The organism is Clostridium pasteurianum BC1, assembly GCF_000389635.1.
Lineage (GTDB): Bacteria > Bacillota > Clostridia > Clostridiales > Clostridiaceae > Clostridium_I > Clostridium_I pasteurianum_A.
Genome location: NC_021182.1, coordinates 4,673,715 through 4,693,351, shown reverse-complemented (window position 1 = coordinate 4,693,351; position 19,637 = coordinate 4,673,715). Strand labels below are relative to the sequence as shown.

The window sequence follows — 19,637 nt, the reverse complement described above, 5'->3', positions numbered from 1 at the left end:
ATCAGTAAAACTACCATTATTTCTTATATGGTAGTTTTATTGTTAATCAATGAATCTTACTTAGTGGGAGTTTTTGCTCCCACTGAGTTTAGACGAATTATCCAGGGACGTGCCGCTGTTATCTCCAGTTTTATAAAAGCAGAGAACCAAAATCTTAGATTTTGTGTGAATCGCTTTCACAGAGTGCGGCGGAATATTACAGCGGCTAGTCATCGGATAAAAATAAATTATAAGGCGTGATAAAAAAGTGGAAAAAATTTTGGACTTAGCTTTAACAGTAAATAAAAGTGATATAAAGTCTCATAAAAGTATCAAATTCAATGTAGATAAAGAGGCAGAAATTTTAAAGATTGAATTTGATTATTTACCTAGAGTTGCAAAAGAGTTAGGGGATATAATATACGCTTTTGAAAATCGCAGTTCAAATCTAAGTCATGAAGAAATTAGCTCTTTAAAAGAAAAATTTATAAGAGGAGAGGAAGAGTTAAAAAATTTGGCTACGCTATCTCTTTATTATAATAATAAATATATTGGATGTGCTCATAGACACATAGGAAAACAAACAATAATTATATCATCAAAGGAAAGTACCGCAGGATTCATAAATGCTCCAATAAAAACTGGACTGTGGGAAATAGTTATATCTTTACATGGAGTGTTTACAGATAATATGAAAATCTTTGTAAATGCGTTTATTGAATAAATAAAGAAGTTTTTCAGAAAGGAAAATGATAAATGAGTTTTAAATGGATAAAAATTCACACCCATACCCATACATTAAATTCAGATGGAAAAGATAATTTAAGGGATATGGCTTATGCCGCAAGAAAAACTTCTGTAGATGCTATGTTTCTAACAGATCATAATACCATGGCAGCTTGGCAAGGTGCCGATGCTATTTCAAAGGAAATAGGTGTTAAGATAATAAAGGGCATTGAGTATACTACTTTTTACGGACATATTGTTGTAGTTGGAGCTCCCTATTATAGATGGGAAACCCTAACTATTAAATCTTTAAATGAACTTGCAGATTACGTTCATAAATATAATGGAATAATAGGAATTGCTCATCCTAGGGGTGTTGATGATCCTGTATGTACTGGTGGAGGCTATAGCTTTGAAGATGTGGATTTCAGTAAAATTGATTTTATTGAAGTTTGGCATGGAGTAACTGATAAGTTTAACGAGTGGAAAAAAAATCAGGAATTTTGGGAAAATAAACTAAATGAAGGAAGAATTATTACAGCTGTTTATGGTGGAGATTTTCATAGAAAAGAGCATTTTCAAGAAAGCAATGCATTTAATTGGTTATTGATTGATGAAGCACAGGAGCTTGAAGAGGCAATTATTGAAGCAATAAAATCTGGCAGAGTGGTTATGTCAAAGGGACCACGCTTCAATATGGAATTTGAAAGAGATATGGAAAGTTATAATATGGGTGAAACAATTAAGTCAGAAAATGATGGCATTTTATATAATGTTTTTTTTGATATAGATTGGACAACTATTGAAGGAAACATAATAATAAATTTAGTAGACAATCTCGGAAGAGTAAAGGAAGTTAAATGCAGTAAAAATAGCAAAATTAACATTAAAATAAATGGAGATAGTAGTATTAAGTGGATAAGAGCAGAAATACTTGATAAAATGAATAGGGAAGTTCTGGCAGTTTGTAATCCCATATATTTTAAATATATTTGATCTGACAAAAGCTTTATTGCTTCAGGAAGTAGCATAAGTAAGAATTTTTTAGTTTGGGGGATATATAAGTAAAATGATAAATGATAATTTAATGTTTTTAGGTACTGGTGCTGCTGAGGGTATACCAAACCCTTTATGTGGCTGCAAAGTCTGTCAAAATGCAAGAAAAGTTTGTGGAAGAGAGTTAAGGCTCAGAAGTTCGTTCAGAATAAATAAAAGAATTCAAATTGATTTTGGCCCTGATGTATTGGCTACATCAATGAAACATAACTTAGATATGACTGAACTGAAACATATATTAATAACTCATTCACATAGTGACCATTTATGTTTATCCGAACTATTATTAAAGGAAATGGTATATGGAGATGCTGGAGAAAAAATAAATATTTATCTAAGTCAAAGTGGACACCAGTGGGTTATGGAACAGTTAAAAGACTTTAGAATGGGAGAGAGCAATTTTGCTAATTCACCTGTCATAAAAGATAAGATGGTAGAATTCGTACCAATAGAATATTATAAAGAGTATGAAATAGAAAAGCTGAAAGTTGTTCCATTAAAGGGAGCACATTATGGTTTTGGAATAAATGAGAATTCTAATAATTATTTTATAACTTTGGAGGATGGTAGGATATTATTTTATGGTGTTGATACAGGATATCCACTAGCAGAGACAATAGAATATTTAAAAGAAAAGTATATAGATTTATTAGTTATGGAATGTACCTTTGCAGGAGAAATAAGAAAAGAAGATAAACCTTTTGGTCATTTAGATCTCATAAGTTTGATAAAAGTTTTAAAGGTGTTTTATGATAATGGTACTATAGATAGTAATACAAAAGTATATTTAACTCATATAAATCATAAGCATCACCTGACACATGCATTGTTAGAAAAAGAAGTAAAAAAATATAGCAAATTTCAGATAATAGTAGCCTATGATGGCTTAAAAATAGATTAGAAATAAGCTAATAATACATAAATTTCAGAACTATATTTACTGCTAGAAATATTAACGGAAAGAAGTGAATACCTTGCTTTATTTAAAAATAAAACAGCAGCTAGAAAATATGATTAAAGATGGTGTATTTAAGGAAGGGGACAAGTTGCCCACAGAACCACTGCTTGCAAAACAGCTGCAGGTTTCAAGATCCACCTTAAGAGAAGCAATAAAACTTTTGCAAAGGCAAGGGGTTTTAATATCAAAAAATGGAGTTGGAACCTATGTAAACAAAAACAGAGGAGTAATAAATAGCTCTCTAAATAAGCTGCAAAGTACTAAAACCATGATAAATAATACTGGAATTGTTGCATCCGAGGGGAATATGAAGGTATATGAAAGAGAAACAATTGAGGAGTGGAGTGAGAAGTTAAATTCGGATGAGAATGTAGTTATTATTAAAAGAACAAGGAAGAATGGAGATATAAATCTTGCATATACTTTTAATATATTTCCAAAGAGTATAGCAGGGGACTTTTTCTCTGAAGGTATAACTGGCTCTTTGCTGAATTTGTTAAAAGATAAAATGAGTATAAATATAAGCTATGCGTTAAGTGAAATATGTTTGCCAGATGGCAGCAGTATTTTTGATAAGAAAGCACTAACAAAGCTTGGGGACAAGACCATGCTGTTAAAGCAGCTGCATTTTGACGAAAATGATTTGCCTATTTTTTATTCCTATGATTACATGAATAATAGCTATATTAAATTTTACGTAAAAAGGGATAGAGACATGTAGTTAAGAAAATAAATGTAATATACTTTTGCTTCTTCAAGAAAATTTCACCAAGAGAATTTGAAATACTGCAGCTGGTAGGGGAAGGCATGTCAAATAAAGAAATCGCTGATAAATTATTTATCAGCGATGGCACTGTTAGAAATTATGTAACTGGTCTTCTTGAAAAACTAAACCTGAGGGACAGGACGCAACTTGCCATATTTTATATTAAGAATTTTTAATAGATTAAAAATTCTATTTTCTTATCTGTCCGTCACCATATATTATATACTTTATAGTTGTTAGTTCATTTAAGCCCATAGGTCCTCTTGCATGAAGTTTTTGGGTACTTATACCAATTTCTGCTCCAAAACCAAACTCTCCTCCATCAGTGAATCTTGTAGAGGCATTTACGTATACAGCAGATGAATCAACTTCTTTTAAGAAGCGCTGAGAAGCTTCATAGCTGTTTGTTATTATGGCTTCAGAATGTTTTGTGCTGTACTTATAAATATGGTCTAATGCTTCATCTAAGGAATCAACTACTTTTACAGCCAATATTAAATCTAAGAATTCTATTTCATAGTCTTCTTCAGAAGCAGGCTTTGCATAAGGAAGTATCCTTTGAGTTTCACTGCAGCCTCTTATTTCCACTCCTAAAGCTTTTAAAGTATTTCCAAGCTTAGGTAGAAATTCCTCGGCAACTGACTTGTGAACAAGTAATGTTTCCATGGCATTACAAACAGCAGGCCTTTGAGTTTTTGCATTTACTATTATGTTTTCAGCCATTTCTAAATCTGCATCACTGTGAACATAGACATGACAGTTTCCAACGCCAGTTTGGATTACAGGTACAGTAGAATTATTTACCACGTTATTAATTAAACCTGCACCACCTCTTGGAATTAATACGTCTATATATTTATTAAGTTTCATAAGAATATTTACTGCTTCTCGTTCAGTTATATCTATAAATTCAATGGAACCTTCTGGAAGGCCTGCTTTAATTGCCGCGTCATTAATGGTTCTATAGACTTCCAGGTTAGAATTTATAGCTTCACTGCCACCTCTTAGAACAACAGAATTACCGCTTTTAAGGCATAGTGCCGCTGCATCAACTGTTACATTTGGTCTTGCCTCATAAATTATGCCTATAGTGCCAAGAGGTACTTTAATTCTACCTATATTTAAGTTATTTGGTCTTTTCCACATACCAGTAACTTCACCTATTGGGTCAGGCAGTGCAGCTACGCTTCTAAGACCATCTGCCATACCAGCTATTCTCTTTTCATTTAAAGTCAATCTATCAATAAGTGCTGTGGTAGTGCCGGTTTTTTTAGCATTTTCTACGTCTATACTGTTTGCCTTTAAAATATTTTCTTCATTATTTTTAAGGGCTTCAGCCATGGCAATTAATGCATTGTTTTTTATATTAGTATCTAAAGTACCAAGTTTTCGTGCAGCTAGACTAGCATTTTTAGCTTTTTCAATTACATAATCATTAATATTCATTTAATAACCTCCATTATTGTAAATATACTATTTATGTGCTGAAAAGAGCGTACCTATTTCTTTATTTGATATTATATTTTTTATTACATCGTCATCAGAACCATTTGCAATTATCATTGATACACCATGTTCTACTGCAATTTTTGCAGCTTTAATTTTAGTGTACATACCTCCAACACCAAGCTTTGAACCAGGAGCACCGCCAAAACTTTCAATTTTCTTTGTAATCTCATCTACAAGAGATATAAGTTTAGCATCTCTATTTGCTCGGGGGTCTGAATCATATAAACCATTAATATCTGAAAGTAATATAAGGAGATCAGCATCCACTATACTTGAAACTAAAGCGGATAAGGTGTCATTATCTCCAAATTTTATTTCATGTGTGGCAATAACATCATTTTCGTTTACTATGGGTATAACACCCTGTTTCAAAAGTTCGTTTAAGGTATTTTTTGCATTGCTGTATCTTGTTTTATTGGTTATATCGTCCTTGGTAAGTAAAATCTGCGCAACTATTTGACCATACTCTGCAAAGAATTTTTCATAAATGTGAAGAAGAATACCCTGGCCAATTGCAGCAGCTGCCTGCTTTTCAGGTATAGTTTCGGGTTTTGTCTTTATTCCTAGTTTTGCAGTACCAACACCAATGGCACCAGAAGTTACTAGAATGACTTCTTTACCTTGATTGTGAAGATCTGAAAGCTGCCTTGCTAGTTTATCTATTCTATCAAAATTTAGAAGTCCATTTTCATGAGTAAGGGTTGAAGTACCTACTTTCACTACTATTTTTTTTGCGTTATCTATATGTTCTTTTCTAGTATTCATATTCGTACCTATATAAAAGCTAATGAAGCTTTATCCTTTCGATAAATTTACATTTTAAAATTACCAATTAAAGATTTAAATTTACTCGTAAAACATTGTAAAAAAATGTGATATAATTAAATTAATTATATCACAGTAATATGTGTTTTTTCAATGCATAAGAGGAGGCGGCATGAAGATGACTAAAAATATAGGATTCATAGGTTGTGGAAATATGGCAAAGGCTATGATAGGTGGCATTGTAATTTCAAAGCTTTATTCTCCACAAAAAATAATGGTGAGTAATCCATCAAATCCATCGTTACAGGAGGTTAAGGAAAATTTCAATGTAATAACTACCAATGATAATATGAAAGTGGCAGAGTTCGCTGATATATTAATACTTTCGGTTAAGCCTAATAAATATGCCCATGTAATTGATAAGATTAAAGCTGCAGTTAAAAGCAATGTAGTTATTGTATCCATAGCGGCTGGGATGAGTATAGAAAACATTAAAAAGTATTTTGGAAAGGACATTAAGATCGTAAGAGCAATGCCAAATACACCAGCACTTGTAGGTGAGGGCATGGCATCCCTATGTAGAAACAGAAATGTAACAGATGATGAAATGGAATCAGTATCAAATATTTTTAAGGCTTTTGGTAAGTCGGAAGTTGTTGAAGAAAAATTAATGGATGTGGTAACCAGTGTAGGTGGGTCTTCTCCAGCACTTGTATATATGTTTATAGAAGCTCTTGCAGATGGTGGAGTATTAGAGGGTTTACCTAGAGAAAAAGCATACAAAATGGCTGCACAAGCTGTGCTTGGATCTGCTAAAATGGTATTGGAAACAGGCAAGCATCCGGGACAATTGAAGGATGAAGTGTGTTCACCTGGTGGTACAACTATTGAGGCTGTTTATTGTCTTGAAAAAAATAAATTTAGAAGTGCTGTAATAGAAGCGGTTAGAGTATGTACAGAAAAGTCTAAAAATATGGCCAAATAGTATTTAATAATTACATAAGAAAAACTCCTTGTAATTTTTACAAGGAGTTTTTTTACTAACTAAATTTATATACCGAATAATAACTCACCATAAGTTGGTAATGGCCAGAATTCTGCACCTACTATAGTTTCAAGTTTATCTGCAACTTCTCTTAATTCACTCATTTTTTCAAATACGTCAAATTTGTAGAAGTGAGCAGTATCGTAAGCATCTTCTAAACCTTGAGCTTTTTCTACTGAAGCTTCTAAATCAGCTATCTTAGTCTTTAATGAACCAGCTAATTCAGCCACTTCAGAAAGTATTTCAGTTTGAACTTTAGCGTCTACACCAGCAGCTTTCACAGCAGCAACTGATTTAGCTAAACTAGTTTCAAATTTAATAACAGCAGGTAAAATTTGACGTTTTGCTATTAAAAGTTCTGTTTCAGCTTCTATGTTTATAGTAGTAGCATAGTTTTCAAGAATAACTTCATAACGTGCATGTGATTCAGTTGAATCTAATACATTATGTTTTTCAAGTAAAGCTACATTCTTATCAGCAACTAAAGCTTTTGCAGCTTCCACAGTAGTTTTTACATTTGGAAGACCTCTTTTTTCAGCTTCAACTACCCATTCATCTGAATAGCCATTTCCGTTAAATATAACTTTTTTATGTTCTTTAACTGTTTCAGTAAGAATAGCTTGAATTTCAGCTTTTATATCAGATGCTTTTTCTAATCTATCAGCTACTTCAGAAAGTACTTCAGCAACTGATGTATTTAAAACAATGTTAGGACCAGCAATATTTCCTGAAGATGGTACCATTCTGAATTCAAATTTATTTCCTGTAAATGCAAATGGTGATGTTCTGTTTCTGTCAGTTGCATCTTTAACAAGTACTGGAAGTGTTAAAGCTCCAAGAGATAAGTTTCCAGTAGTTTTTGAAGTAGTAGCAGCTCCTTTTTCAAGTTGTTCTATTACATCTTCTAACTGGTCACCTAGGAATATGGAGATAATAGCTGGAGGAGCTTCATTAGCACCTAAACGATGATCGTTACCAGCATTAGCAGCTGACAATCTCAATAAATCTGCATATTCATCTACAGCTTTTATAACTGAAGTTAAGAATAATAAGAATTGAGTATTTTCATGTGGTGTTGCACCTGGATCAAGAAGATTCTGACCATCGTCAGTGCTCATTGACCAGTTGTTATGTTTACCTGATCCGTTTATACCTGCAAAAGGTTTTTCATGAAGTAGGCATACTAAACCATGTCTTAATGCAACTTTCTTCATAAGATCCATTGTAACTTGATTGTTATCAGTTGCAACATTTGTTGTACCAAATATTGGAGCTAATTCAAATTGTGCAGGAGCAACTTCATTATGCTTAGTTTTTGCTGGTATTCCAAGCTTCCAAAGTTCTTCATCAAGTTCTTTCATGTAAGAAGAAACTCTTTCTTTTAGTGTTCCAAAATAATGATCATCAAGTTCTTGACCCTTTGGAGATTTTGCACCAAATAAAGTTCTACCAGTATATATAAGATCTTGACGTTTATTAAATAATTCTTTAGTAACTAAGAAATATTCTTGTTCAGGTCCTACAGTTGTTATAACTTTTTTTGTAGCAGTGTTTCCAAGTGCAGTTAAAACACGAACAGCCTGTTTTGATAAAGCTTCCATTGAACGAAGAAGAGGTGTCTTTTTATCAAGTGCTTCACCTGTATATGAAATAAAAGCAGTTGGGATGTATAAAGATCCATCTTTTACGAAAGCGGGAGATGTTATATCCCATGCAGTATAACCTCTAGCTGAACAAGTAGCTCTGATTCCACCAGAAGGGAAAGAAGATGCATCTGGTTCTCCTTTGATTAATTCTTTACCAGAAAACTCTAATAATAATTTACCATCACCAGTTGGAGAGATAAAAGAATCATGTTTTTCTGCTGTAGTTTCAGTTAATGGCTGAAACCAATGAGTGAAGTGAGTAGCACCTTTTTCTACAGCCCAATCCTTCATTGCAGAAGCTATTACATTTGCTGAATCTAAATCAAGAGCAAGACCTTTTTCTATTGCCTTTTTATAAGCCTTATATGTGGCTTTAGGAAGACGTTCCTTTATAACTGCATCACTAAATACATTTGAACCAAAAGTTTCGACTAAATTGCTCATTATGAAATCCCCTTTCATTATTAGGCATCTTCAAAAAAATAATCAGTCAGCGTATCAGTGTATTTTAATAATATTGCTTCTATAGAAATCCATTATATCCTCAACGGAATATGTTTCTCTGTGTCATGGAAAATACATCTAATATCTTACTAGCTATTTATTTTCAAATGTCTTAAAAAATATCAAAAATTATAGTGGTAAATTAGTTTAGAGATAAAATAGACTAAATTAGTATCCCTTAATAAATTTATCATATGTACAATAATAAAATGTAAAATTATATTATGAAATAAATATCAGTAATATTGTTAATTATAATATAATTATTAAAGATATACAATATAAGTTATAAATTTTTTAGTTAAAGTTAATGAAAAATGAAATTATGATAAATTTAGATGCCAATACTCTAAATTTAACCCCAAAATAAGATCTGCTAACTATAAATAACCAAATTTCACTTTATATATTGTAAAATGGCTTGTTTTCTACATCATAGCTTGATTATGTAAAATTCACATTATTAATATTTACTTAATAATCAAAATTAATGCATCATTTCACCTATCGTTAGATTAAAATTTTCATGTTCATAACAACTTAATATAAGTTTCACATAAAGGCATATAGCCTTGGATTATTAAGTAAATATTATTTGTTATAGAGCTGCTAAGTAGTAAGATTGGTTATAGAATAAAATATATGTATGAGTTATAATAAAATTGAATTTAGAATATATGTATAAGGCATTTCTTTTCAAATGCTTGACTGAGGTGATATAGTGGAAATGCAGAGTAAATCTATAGGTTTTTTTGATTCTGGTGTTGGTGGAATTAGTGTATTAAAAAGAGCAATAAAGCTCCTGCCTAATGAGAACTTTATCTATTATGGTGATTCAAAAAATGCACCATATGGTACTAAAAATGTTAATGAAGTGAGACAATTGAGTTTTCAAGTTTCTGATTTTCTTATGGAAAAGAATATAAAAGCATTGGTAGTTGCATGTAATACAGCTACAAGTGCTGCAATTAAAGACTTAAGAATAAGATATTCAAATATTCCTGTTATAGGTATAGAACCAGCATTAAAACCAGCTGTAGAGATTAAAAGAAGAGGCAAGGTGTTAATTATGGCTACACCTGTAACCCTAGCGGAAAAAAAATTTAATAATCTCTTGAAGAAATATAATGATAAAGCTGACATAACGCTTCTGCCATGTCCTGGACTTGTAGAGCTAATAGAAGCTGGTGTTTTAAGCGGAAATAAATTAGAAAATTATTTAAAGGAAAAATTATCTGTTTACATAAATAGTGAAATAGCAGCTATTGTTTTAGGATGTACACATTATCCTTTTATTGAGAATGAAATATCAAAACTTACACAAGATGTTCCTATAATAGATGGAAGCTTGGGGACTGTTAAGCAGTTAAAGAGAAAACTTGTGGCATTAAATTTATTAAACTTAAGTGGTCAAAAAGGCAGTGTAGAAATATTAAATTCTTCTGAAGATAAAATTGAATTAAGTAGAAAGCTTTTAAATATGTAAAGTTGTATAAATTAGTTAAAGATTTGGAATTTACTGTAAAATAAAGGTAAAAAATTATTTCCCAATAAAATTTTTATAAGAAGGAACTGTTTCACAATGCATAGATATGTATTGTGAAACAGTTTTTTAACTATTCTACTATTAAAATTTGATTTTTAATAAACAAATAGGCCATTCTCAAATTTAATGAATATTTGTTCCTTTTGAGACAGCCCCTTCTTATTTTTTTATTAATTTTAGTGTATAATAATTATGAATAAGGCATATGAAAATAAATAGTAAGTCAAAGATGCGAAATATATGATCATACAAGGAAACAGGTGACCAAGATAGTGAGCTATCTGAGGGCTCTGTTGACGCAGTAGGATTCAAAATAGACTAGTATACTGACTAGTTATTTATTTGAATGTGCATAATATAAATGTTATAAAATTAGAGAAAATAATGGAGGGATAAATATGAATCCTATAGTTACCATCAAGATATCAAATGGAGATATAATAAAAGCAGAATTATATCCAGATTTAGCACCAAATACAGTAAATAATTTTATAAGTCTTATTAAAAAGGGTTTTTACAATGGATTAATCTTTCATAGAGTAATACCAGGCTTTGTAATACAAGGAGGATGTCCAAATGGAACCGGCACAGGTAATCCTGGATATTCTATTAAGGGTGAATTTGAAATTAATGGATTTAAAAATGATATAAAGCATGTTGAAGGGGTATTGTCTATGGCAAGGTCCATGTCACCTGATTCAGCAGGAAGTCAATTTTTTATAATGGTAGGAGATTCCCCTCATTTGGATAGACAATATGCTGGCTTTGGAAAGGTAATTGAGGGCTTAGATATAGCTAAAAAAATAGCGGATGCAAAAACTGATTACAGAGATAAGCCACTAGAAGATATTATAATGCAAGAAGTAACAGTAGATACTCTCGAAAAAGAATATGATGAACCGGAAAAAATTTAGAACGTATAGATATTTCTTTCAAAGTATTTCATAAGACTTTGAAAGAAATATCTATTGTTTTAGAGAAGAGGAAAGCTTTAGTTACTAAAAGCATAGACAATTATGAACAAATGTATGCAAAAAGTCCATGGCGACTATAAATTACTTCTATCTTTTCATCGGAAAAGGTTACGAAACAGGCGAAAAATAACCATTTGCAAAGCGAAAGGGTTGCAATAACTATAGAGTAGTATCTTGATGGTGCTTGTTGGTAGATGTGAAAAATAAAGATTTATAATTTTGATAAATAAAAAAAGAAAGGAAGGGAATGCTACGAACCTGTAAATAATCACTTTAAAGAATTTATAGGTATGTACCCAAGGCTATTTGGGGAATTTACGCCTTTAGAGTGTCATATCAAACGAAAGTAGCTTATGCAAAATCGGACACGTTGAAAAAGGAAAAATCTTAATATGGACACATTTGTCTATATTTTAAGTAGCAGAGGTTTATGACACTTAATAATGATAAATTGATTTTAATATATGGCTTTAATCAAGAGGAAATTGTGAATATAGGTGAATTGGTATTAAGTAATAAGCTTGTGAAATTCAAAGTAATTGATAGACATATGGGTAAGATGAAGATAGAAAGTATTATACAGGGTTTAATTTTACCAGTAGCACATGGAATTGTCAGTAATGAAAAAGTAGTTTTATTTAATAATTTGGATGATGAAGAGCTTGAAAAAACTATAAAGGTATTTAGAAACAGCGTAGATAGAAAAACCATATTCGCAGTGGTAACCCCAACATCTATTAAGTGGACTTTTGATGATCTTTTAGAACACTTGGTAGAGGAACGAAAATGGGCAGAAAGACGAAAGAAATAAGGGTTGGTGAGTATGACTAGAATTGGAGAAAAAATTAAGGCTTTAAGAACTAAAAATGGATTAACGCAGAAAACTTTGGGGAAAAAACTAGGAGTTTCGGAAGGGTTTGTAAATGAACTTGAAACTGGCAGAAAGGTTGCCAATGAAGCTATTATTAAAAGAATTTCAAAGGTCTTCGGCAAAGACTTAGATGACATCAATATGTATGCAGATGAGCAAAAAGAAACTAAAGAAACTAATGTATCTAGAGATAAAATATCTATAAAATCTGACAGGAGAAAGCAAGAAGTTAATGCTGTGTGGGATGATGCATTAGGATCTATATTAAAGAATGTTCCTGTATATAAGACTGATTTGAAAACAGTTGTTTCATCAAAAAAGCTTCCTATAATTGCAAATAAGATAGAAGGATATGCTCAAGATAAGGTATTTTTTGTAGAAATACAAAATGACGATATGATTGGTTTTAGAGTTGCAAAGGGAGATATTGCCTTTGCTCATACAATTCATGAAATAGAAAATAATTCATTATGTTTACTGGAATATGATGATCAAGTAATAATAAGACAGATTAAAAAACTAGATAGTAACAAGGTGTTACTTGTTAGTAACAGTGGAAGTGGTGTTAAAACACAAACTGCATATGTAAGGGAAATAAAGCCATTAGCGAAACTTGATAAGTTGGAAATTATATTATAAATATTAGGAGTTGAGAATGATGAAGGGAACTGTAGTTGCGACTTGGGTAAGGACTTGTAGAAAACTTTATGGTGATTCTATAATTAATGAGGCCATGAACCAAGCAGGCTTTGGCAGTGAAAAAATATTTTCACCACTTGAAAACGTTAATGATGATCAGGTAAATAATTTAATAATACATATTTCTAAAAAGACTAATACTGATGTTAAAAATCTCTGGGGAAAAATAGGTAGAGATAATGTAATATCATTTTTTAATGATTTTCCTTCATTTTTTCAGCATGACAATTTATATTCATTTTTAAGATCACTTTTTGATATTCATGTAGTGATGACTCAAAGATTTCCAGGAGCAAAACCACCAATTGTATCTATTGAACCCACAGCTGCCAGAGAAGCCATATTCACTTATGAATCCAAAAGGGGAATGTTTGATTATTTATATGGACTACTTAATGGTAGTGCAGAATTTTTTAAAGAAAATATAACTATAGATGAAGTTCAAAGAACAGATAGCTGCGCAAAACTAAAGATTAATTTTGAAAAGGATATACATTATGTAAAAGTATTTAGATTTAATAAATTATTATCCTTAGGATTTATAAAGAGTATTGAAGTTAAGGCAGCTATATTTACATTTATAGTTTCTATAGTATTGTTTATTCCTCTATTTGGGACAAGCAATATTGTAAAAATTACTGTTGCTGCAATTATTGCAGCCTTATCTTCATTTGTAGGTACAAAACTTTTACTTAGACCTAAGAATTTTATAAAGCAACAGTTACAAAAAATAAGCAATCATAATTTTGTTATAGATAGCAGTATAAAAACTTCAGATTTTTTTGAAGAATTTCATAATTTAATAATAAATCATGAAAAAATTATATGTAAAGATTTTGTTGGAATTAAGGGTATAACAGATGAAATGAATACTTTTGTGAAAAATATAAATAATATTTCGGATTTTATGAGTAATACTTCAAATGAGATATCTAACATTGTAGAGCAATTGGCAAGTGGGGCTGTAGATCAAGCAAATAACACACAAAATTGTGCTACTATTTTGAATGAAAACATAGAATCCTTAAAAGATGTAGTAAGAGATGAAAATGAGAATAAAGAAAAACTTGAAAATGCCATTAATAAAATTGATAATAGTTATGAAAGTGTAGATGATACTGGTAAAAATATAATGAATAGTCTTACTAAATTTAAAGAAGTTAAGGATAAAGGAACTAAATTAAGCGGAGAAGCTAAAAATATCAGAGGAATTATTTCTATAGTTTCAGAAATATCAGAGCAGATTAACTTATTGGCTTTAAATGCTTCAATTGAAGCAGCACGTGCAGGGGAAGCAGGAAAAGGGTTTAATGTAGTAGCAGAAGAGGTAAGAAAATTAGCAGAAGAAACAAGAAATGCTGTAGAAGAAATAAATAATAGCCTGGAACATTTTGTTGGGGATATTGAGGGGCTTATTGAGAATATAGGAACCCAATATAGTGTGCTTGAAGATGGAATAGATTCATTGCAAAATGTAAGAAATCTAAGTTATGGAGCAAAAGTATCTGCTAAGAATGTTTCAGAATCTATGATAAAAGCTGCAGAAAGGTTAAATGTTGAGGCTGATTCAATAGCAAGTATATATAATAACATAGAGTCGCTTGCGGCTATAGCTGAAGAAAATTCTGCTTCTTCAGAAGAAGTAAGTGCTAACGTAAGTAATTATACTAATCAAATTAAGTATTTAACGGATAAGGTAGGTCAATTTAAAAGTCTCGTAGAAAGTTTTGAAATGGAACTTAAGAAATATAAAGTGTAAAAACTCAGTAACCTTTCGCTGGTGGGAAATCTTTGGGTTTTTCACCAGCTATATATACATAAAAGGGACGTACATAGATTTGATTTACACAAATCTATGTACATTCCAAAAAACTATTATAGGTATTATTTACTGTAACGATTTTTTCAAACTCCGCTTAAATCAAAGTGAGGCACAAAGCTTTCTTTCACTGTTCCATCTTCTTGTATGAAGCCATTTTTAATTCCTAAGTTCAAGCTATAATCTATAAGGCTGTCATAGTGTTTTTTGTTTAAAGGCCTATTAATTTCAGGGTAGTTTTTGGAATTAAACATAGGTGTGTATTGATTCATAATGCTAATATAAACAGAATCATCAAAGGTGCTATGTATATAGTCTATTATTTTTTTTGAATCAAAAAGCAATCCTGGCAGCATTAGATGTCGTATAATAACTCCTTTTGTAATTAGACCTTCTTTATTAAATGATGGCTCAGGACATTGTCTAATCATCTCTTCTATGGCCTTTGATGCAAATTTGAAATAATTTTTTACCTTTGAATATTTTAATGCATATTTGTCATTCATATATTTAAAATCAGGTAAATAAATATCTATATATCCCTCTAGTAATTTTATTGTTTCTACATTTTCATAACCATTGCTATTATATAAAATTGGTATGTGAAGACCAGATTTTTTTGATATTTTAATAGCTTCTATAATTTGAGGAACATAATGAGTTGGAGTGACTAGGTTAATATTATTGGCACCTCTCTTTTGTTGCTCTATAAATATTTCACTTAGTCTCTCTACAGAAATATTTTTTCCTATATTTTGCTGACTTATTTCATGATTTTGGCAAAATACACAATTTAGATTACAATTAGAAAAAAAGACAGTTCCAGATCCTCTTGTTCCAGAAATGCAGGGTTCCTCCCAGGCGTGAAGAGAAACTCTAGCTATTTTAATGTCTCTACCAGATCTACAGAAACCAATTTCATTTTTTAATCTATTTACACCACAATTTCTAGGACAAAGCTTACAGTTTTCTAGTATTTCCAACATAAATACACCTCTTAAATTACTGATTAGTTATAAGCTCATTATATAATTTTTGCAGTGTAATTACAAAAACTCAATGATTTTTTCTATAAAATATAATGCACTGTATTAAAAATATAAAACTTATAACTCCAAAGGCTGGATATAAAAAATTTATAAGTTTTTTAAAGCCTATTTGAGAAATAGGAATTGATAAGATCAATATACATATAACGGCTTTATTGTAGGATATTTTAAAGGATTGCTCTAAAGTTTTAGATACACTGTATATATCTGATACTTCAGTAGAAAACATTTCAAGCCATATAATACCAAGAAGGACTACTTGAATTATTTTTCCAAATCGGCTGACTATATATAACAAGGGAATATCGTAATCATATATATAAGGTATATTTGTCAGCAGCATAAAATTTATCATTAAGGAAAGGACAGTTAAGCCTAAAGCTCCAAGTGCAGTGCCAATTATTAAATATTTTTTGTTTTTAATGTCATGGCTAAAGGGAACTAGTACTCCGCTAAAGGATAATATATTAAAGCTAGCGTATATTAATGAAGATAGAAACCAATAGTTTTTATTATGAGAAATAGTCTTTACATGATTTATGTTAGCAGCATGTCCTGAAAATAGCATGTACAATAAAAAAATAGTAGTTATTACTATAAGTAATGATGGAACAATAAAAGAATTTATTTCCACTAGACCCTTAGTATTTCTGAAAAGTACCATTAAAGCTATAATTGACATTATTAGTATACCTATCCATTTGGATACTCCAAAGTATTGATGCAATAGAGCCCCACTGCCTGCCAGAATTATAGCGGCACCACTTACCATGAAAAAACTTGTTAATATATCGGTTATTTTTCCTAAGAATCCCGAACTAACTAATACTATTAAATCTTTATATGAATTTAACTTATATTTTGTACTGAGATCTATAATCATAAAACTACATAGTATATACATAAGCATACAAATTATAAGGCCGAAGAAACTTTTATACCCAAAGGTAGTAAAAAATTGAGTTATTTCTTGTCCAGAAGCAAGCCCTGCACCTACAATTGTACCTATAAATACAGCAGCAACTTGAAAAATTATACTTAGTGATTTTCTCATAGGATACCTCCAGGGTTAAATACTATGGTTAAAATATTATGACATATGAAATAATAGGCGCAGATAAAAATAATGATCTATAGCATCATAAAACTACATAGATTTTTAAGATAAAATAATCGTGAAGATATGATGTTATGTAAAGAGAGATGATCTGCTAACTGATTATTATTTCTTTATTATGTCATATATAGATTAATATGATAGGCATAATAAATATATGATAAATTAATATAGCATTTTAATTTAAAAATAATTAAAACTTTATAAATGAAATTTTAAATTTTGTGGAAAACTATTATAAAAATTCTTTATAAAGTGAGGTAATTTTATGAAAAAAATATTTTTAGGTATAATATGTTTTTGTATATTTATAGGTACTTTTGGATGTAATATAAGTCATGTAAAACAAAGTAGTGAACTAAAAGAATTTGATATAGAAAAAGCTTTTCAAGCAGTAAACCAATATATGGTAGCAAATATGAAGAATGATGTCAATGAAATGGCTAAGTTTTATAGCAGTGATTTTAAAAAAGATAACAGTGAAAAGCCGCAGCAAGACGTTATTATAAACGGCTATAGGTTTGATGAAGTTAATCAGGCTCAAAGTATGGCAGATATAAATGTAAGAGTAACAAAAATTAATACTAAAATACCCTATGCATCTTTAGAAATTCAAGATTTTAAGGTGATAAAAGAAAAGAACGATTATAAAATTAAGAGTATAGATATTGAAAATCAGAATGAAAGCTTTGAGACTTATGCAAATAATAATCAAAATATGTTGAATGGAAGTAATAATAATCAGACCGCATTGAATGGAAGACAAATAAGAGTCAGATTGAGGAATAATGTAAAAACAAACCTTGTGACAAATTTTCAGGGAATTCCTAAATATTACTATACTCAGGATGATAAAGCGAGAATTACTAAAATACCTGTGACACTTGGGCAATTTGGAGTTACCGCTTTTGCTTATGGGGGAACAATGGAAGCAATAACTACGAAAGGTGATAATCCTTTTATAGAAATTGTCCATTTTGATGAATCCATGGCAACGCAGGGAGGAGCTGATGGAAGTGGTGGTGGAGCTCCAAGTTCTAGTGGAGGCGGTGCTGCAGGTGGTGCTGCAGGTGGTGCTGCAGGCGGTGGTGAAAGTGAGATGAAGCCAGAAACACCAATTAGTAAAGATATTGTGCCAATTGATATAATTCCTGGAGCGGTTATAAATAATATGGTGTTCTCTCAGGATGAAAGATACTTGGCTATTCAATATTCTAAAGCTAATTTGGGAAATTCCATAAGAATATATTTAAATAAGAATGGCAAAATTATATCATTTAAATTTGAAAACAATTATCCTATGGATAAAGTAGATGTAAGAATTATAAATTTTGTAGAAGATGGACTTATCTACAATGTTGTGCCAAGAGATGGGAAAACAGATGATAATAGTATAAAAAATATAATAGGAACCTGGCAAATAGATATGAAAAAATATAAACCAAAGAGAATAAATGAAAATGAAATAAGTAAATTAAAGAAGTAAATGATATAATAAGATTTAAAAGATTTAACCTGGGTTTTGCCAGTTAAAAATATAGTATGAGAAGAAATGAGGTATATTACCATAGAAAGGGAGTTTAATTTAGATACAGGTTTAAAATGGGATGATAAACGGTATTATAGTTTAAATAGTTTTTTGAAAAAAAAATTTGGAGAAAAAGTCTTTAAAATATCCCTTGATGCTGGTTTTTCATGCCCTAATAGAGATGGAACTATAAGTGACATTGGATGTATTTTTTGTAGTGAAAGAGGTTCTGGAGATTTTGCAGGTGATAGAAAATTTTCCATAGATAAACAGTTTGAGGATATAAAGAATATGATGAATAAAAAGTGGAAAAGCGGAAAATATATAGCTTATTTTCAAGCCTACACTAATACCTATGGGGATATTAATGCCTTAAGAAATAAATATGATGAGGCTTTAAGACAGGAAGGGGTAGTTGGATTGGCTATTGCCACAAGACCGGATTGTCTGGAAGATGAGGTTTTAAAGTTACTTCATGAATATAATAGTAGAACTTATCTTTGGATAGAGCTTGGATTACAAACGGCAAATAATAATACAGCTAAAATAATTAATAGAGGATATAATTTAAATACCTTTGAAACAGCACTTGAAAAACTCAGAAGAAGAAATATAAATGTAGTTGTACATACAATATTTGGACTTCCAGGAGAAAATGAAGGAGATATGTTAAATACCATAAAATATATATCTAATAAAGATATTCAAGGCATTAAGATGCACCTATTACATTTAATGAAGCATACGCCTTTAGTGAAATTATATGAGGCTAATAAATTGAATTTTATGAGTAAGGAAGAATATGTTAATATCGTATGCAAAGCCATTACTATGCTAAGAGAAGATATTGTTATACACAGACTCACTGGAGATGCTCCTAGAAATCTTTTAATAGAACCACAATGGAGTATAAAAAAATGGGAAGTTTTAAATGCCATTAATGCCAAGCTAAAATCTGAGGAGCTTTATCAAGGTTTGTATTTTCATACAAATTAAATGCAATACTTTTGTTATTTTTGAGAATGGATAAAGGTATTGTAATGGTTTAGAATATAAATATAAAATGATTTGGGGGGATTT

17 protein-coding genes and 1 pseudogene are annotated in these 19,637 nt (G+C 30.6%); 13 read left to right on the top strand and 5 right to left on the bottom strand.

Features of this window, described 5'->3' with window-relative positions; genetic code table 11:
* The first annotated feature begins 247 nt into the window (after positions 1–247).
* The 5 genes and pseudogenes from CLOPA_RS21855 to CLOPA_RS24595 form a co-directional block, all read left to right on the top strand.
* Positions 248–703 carry a hypothetical protein gene (locus tag CLOPA_RS21855; RefSeq protein WP_041711049.1) on the top strand — a complete coding sequence of 152 codons (456 nt, stop codon included), beginning with the start codon at positions 248–250 and terminating at the stop codon, positions 701–703.
* A 32-nt stretch (positions 704–735) separates the two neighbouring features.
* Positions 736–1,701: a CehA/McbA family metallohydrolase gene (locus CLOPA_RS21850; RefSeq protein ID WP_015617590.1), complete on the top strand. Its 966-nt coding sequence runs from the start codon at positions 736–738 to the stop codon at positions 1,699–1,701.
* A gap of 73 nt (positions 1,702–1,774) precedes the next feature.
* Entirely contained in the window at positions 1,775–2,662 is an 888-nt protein-coding gene (locus tag CLOPA_RS21845) for an MBL fold metallo-hydrolase (RefSeq protein ID WP_015617589.1), read from the top strand.
* A 73-nt stretch (positions 2,663–2,735) separates the two neighbouring features.
* On the top strand, positions 2,736–3,440 hold the full coding sequence (locus CLOPA_RS21840) for a GntR family transcriptional regulator (RefSeq protein ID WP_041711048.1): 705 nt from the start codon (positions 2,736–2,738) through the stop codon (positions 3,438–3,440).
* A gap of 41 nt (positions 3,441–3,481) precedes the next feature.
* A pseudogene (locus CLOPA_RS24595) lies at positions 3,482–3,661 on the top strand (response regulator transcription factor); the annotation flags it as partial.
* A 13-nt stretch (positions 3,662–3,674) separates the two neighbouring features.
* On the opposite strand, the gene CLOPA_RS21835 reads toward CLOPA_RS24595, so the two are convergent.
* Positions 3,675–4,931: a glutamate-5-semialdehyde dehydrogenase gene (locus tag CLOPA_RS21835; protein ID WP_015617587.1), complete on the bottom strand. Its 1,257-nt coding sequence runs from the start codon at positions 4,929–4,931 to the stop codon at positions 3,675–3,677.
* Positions 4,932–4,958: 27 nt separating this feature from the next.
* Complete coding sequence (gene proB, locus CLOPA_RS21830; protein ID WP_015617586.1) at positions 4,959–5,759, bottom strand: glutamate 5-kinase; 801 nt, start codon at positions 5,757–5,759, stop codon at positions 4,959–4,961.
* 178 nt (positions 5,760–5,937) lie between these two features.
* On the opposite strand from proB, the gene proC reads away from it, so the two are divergent.
* A complete protein-coding gene (gene proC, locus CLOPA_RS21825; protein WP_015617585.1) occupies positions 5,938–6,744 on the top strand; it encodes a pyrroline-5-carboxylate reductase in 807 nt (268 codons plus the stop codon).
* Between the two features lie 65 nt (positions 6,745–6,809).
* On the opposite strand, the gene CLOPA_RS21820 is transcribed toward proC, so the two are convergent.
* Positions 6,810–8,894 (bottom strand): glutamine synthetase III, encoded by a 2,085-nt coding sequence (locus CLOPA_RS21820; RefSeq protein WP_015617584.1) that lies wholly within the window; start codon positions 8,892–8,894, stop codon positions 6,810–6,812.
* A 781-nt stretch (positions 8,895–9,675) separates the two neighbouring features.
* On the opposite strand from CLOPA_RS21820, the gene murI reads away from it, so the two are divergent.
* From murI to CLOPA_RS21795, 5 genes are all read left to right on the top strand, one after another.
* Complete coding sequence (gene murI / locus CLOPA_RS21815) at positions 9,676–10,440, top strand: glutamate racemase (RefSeq protein WP_015617583.1); 765 nt, start codon at positions 9,676–9,678, stop codon at positions 10,438–10,440.
* A 458-nt stretch (positions 10,441–10,898) separates the two neighbouring features.
* On the top strand, positions 10,899–11,414 hold the full coding sequence (locus tag CLOPA_RS21810; protein WP_015617582.1) for a peptidylprolyl isomerase: 516 nt from the start codon (positions 10,899–10,901) through the stop codon (positions 11,412–11,414).
* Positions 11,415–11,904: 490 nt separating this feature from the next.
* On the top strand, positions 11,905–12,285 hold the full coding sequence (locus CLOPA_RS21805; RefSeq protein ID WP_015617581.1) for a DUF3783 domain-containing protein: 381 nt from the start codon (positions 11,905–11,907) through the stop codon (positions 12,283–12,285).
* Positions 12,286–12,297: 12 nt separating this feature from the next.
* Positions 12,298–12,984 carry a helix-turn-helix domain-containing protein gene (locus CLOPA_RS21800; protein ID WP_015617580.1) on the top strand — a complete coding sequence of 229 codons (687 nt, stop codon included), beginning with the start codon at positions 12,298–12,300 and terminating at the stop codon, positions 12,982–12,984.
* A gap of 19 nt (positions 12,985–13,003) precedes the next feature.
* The gene (locus CLOPA_RS21795) at positions 13,004–14,803 is read left to right on the top strand and encodes a heme NO-binding domain-containing protein (RefSeq protein WP_041711046.1); all 1,800 of its coding nucleotides are present in this window, start codon (positions 13,004–13,006) and stop codon (positions 14,801–14,803) included.
* A 146-nt stretch (positions 14,804–14,949) separates the two neighbouring features.
* Here CLOPA_RS21795 and CLOPA_RS21790 read toward each other — a convergent pair whose 3' ends face one another.
* Both CLOPA_RS21790 and CLOPA_RS21785 read right to left on the bottom strand, forming a co-directional pair.
* Positions 14,950–15,849 (bottom strand): radical SAM protein, encoded by a 900-nt coding sequence (locus CLOPA_RS21790; RefSeq protein ID WP_015617578.1) that lies wholly within the window; start codon positions 15,847–15,849, stop codon positions 14,950–14,952.
* A gap of 70 nt (positions 15,850–15,919) precedes the next feature.
* Positions 15,920–16,966: a YkvI family membrane protein gene (locus CLOPA_RS21785; RefSeq protein ID WP_015617577.1), complete on the bottom strand. Its 1,047-nt coding sequence runs from the start codon at positions 16,964–16,966 to the stop codon at positions 15,920–15,922.
* A 331-nt stretch (positions 16,967–17,297) separates the two neighbouring features.
* Here CLOPA_RS21785 and CLOPA_RS21780 point away from each other — a divergent pair, with 331 nt between their 5' ends.
* Both CLOPA_RS21780 and CLOPA_RS21775 read left to right on the top strand, forming a co-directional pair.
* Entirely contained in the window at positions 17,298–18,515 is a 1,218-nt protein-coding gene (locus tag CLOPA_RS21780) for a hypothetical protein (RefSeq protein ID WP_015617576.1), read from the top strand.
* Between the two features lie 66 nt (positions 18,516–18,581).
* Complete coding sequence (locus CLOPA_RS21775) at positions 18,582–19,553, top strand: TIGR01212 family radical SAM protein (RefSeq protein ID WP_015617575.1); 972 nt, start codon at positions 18,582–18,584, stop codon at positions 19,551–19,553.
* Positions 19,554–19,637: the final 84 nt, after the last annotated feature.

Excerpts from the sequence above, each read along its gene's own strand:
- CLOPA_RS21850 (WP_015617590.1), top strand. The coding sequence starts at position 736 with ATGAGTTTTAAATGGATAAAAATTCACACCCATACCCATACATTAAAT.
- CLOPA_RS21845 (WP_015617589.1), top strand. The coding sequence starts at position 1,775 with ATGATAAATGATAATTTAATGTTTTTAGGTACTGGTGCTGCTGAGGGT.
- CLOPA_RS21835 (WP_015617587.1), bottom strand. The coding sequence starts at position 4,931 with ATGAATATTAATGATTATGTAATTGAAAAAGCTAAAAATGCTAGTCTA.
- proB (WP_015617586.1), bottom strand. The coding sequence starts at position 5,759 with ATGAATACTAGAAAAGAACATATAGATAACGCAAAAAAAATAGTAGTG.
- proC (WP_015617585.1), top strand. The coding sequence starts at position 5,938 with ATGACTAAAAATATAGGATTCATAGGTTGTGGAAATATGGCAAAGGCT.
- CLOPA_RS21820 (WP_015617584.1), bottom strand. The coding sequence starts at position 8,894 with ATGAGCAATTTAGTCGAAACTTTTGGTTCAAATGTATTTAGTGATGCA.
- CLOPA_RS21810 (WP_015617582.1), top strand. The coding sequence starts at position 10,899 with ATGAATCCTATAGTTACCATCAAGATATCAAATGGAGATATAATAAAA.
- CLOPA_RS21805 (WP_015617581.1), top strand. The coding sequence starts at position 11,905 with ATGACACTTAATAATGATAAATTGATTTTAATATATGGCTTTAATCAA.
- CLOPA_RS21800 (WP_015617580.1), top strand. The coding sequence starts at position 12,298 with ATGACTAGAATTGGAGAAAAAATTAAGGCTTTAAGAACTAAAAATGGA.
- CLOPA_RS21795 (WP_041711046.1), top strand. The coding sequence starts at position 13,004 with ATGAAGGGAACTGTAGTTGCGACTTGGGTAAGGACTTGTAGAAAACTT.
- CLOPA_RS21790 (WP_015617578.1), bottom strand. The coding sequence starts at position 15,849 with ATGTTGGAAATACTAGAAAACTGTAAGCTTTGTCCTAGAAATTGTGGT.
- CLOPA_RS21785 (WP_015617577.1), bottom strand. The coding sequence starts at position 16,966 with ATGAGAAAATCACTAAGTATAATTTTTCAAGTTGCTGCTGTATTTATA.
- CLOPA_RS21780 (WP_015617576.1), top strand. The coding sequence starts at position 17,298 with ATGAAAAAAATATTTTTAGGTATAATATGTTTTTGTATATTTATAGGT.
- CLOPA_RS21775 (WP_015617575.1), top strand. The coding sequence starts at position 18,582 with ATGAGGTATATTACCATAGAAAGGGAGTTTAATTTAGATACAGGTTTA.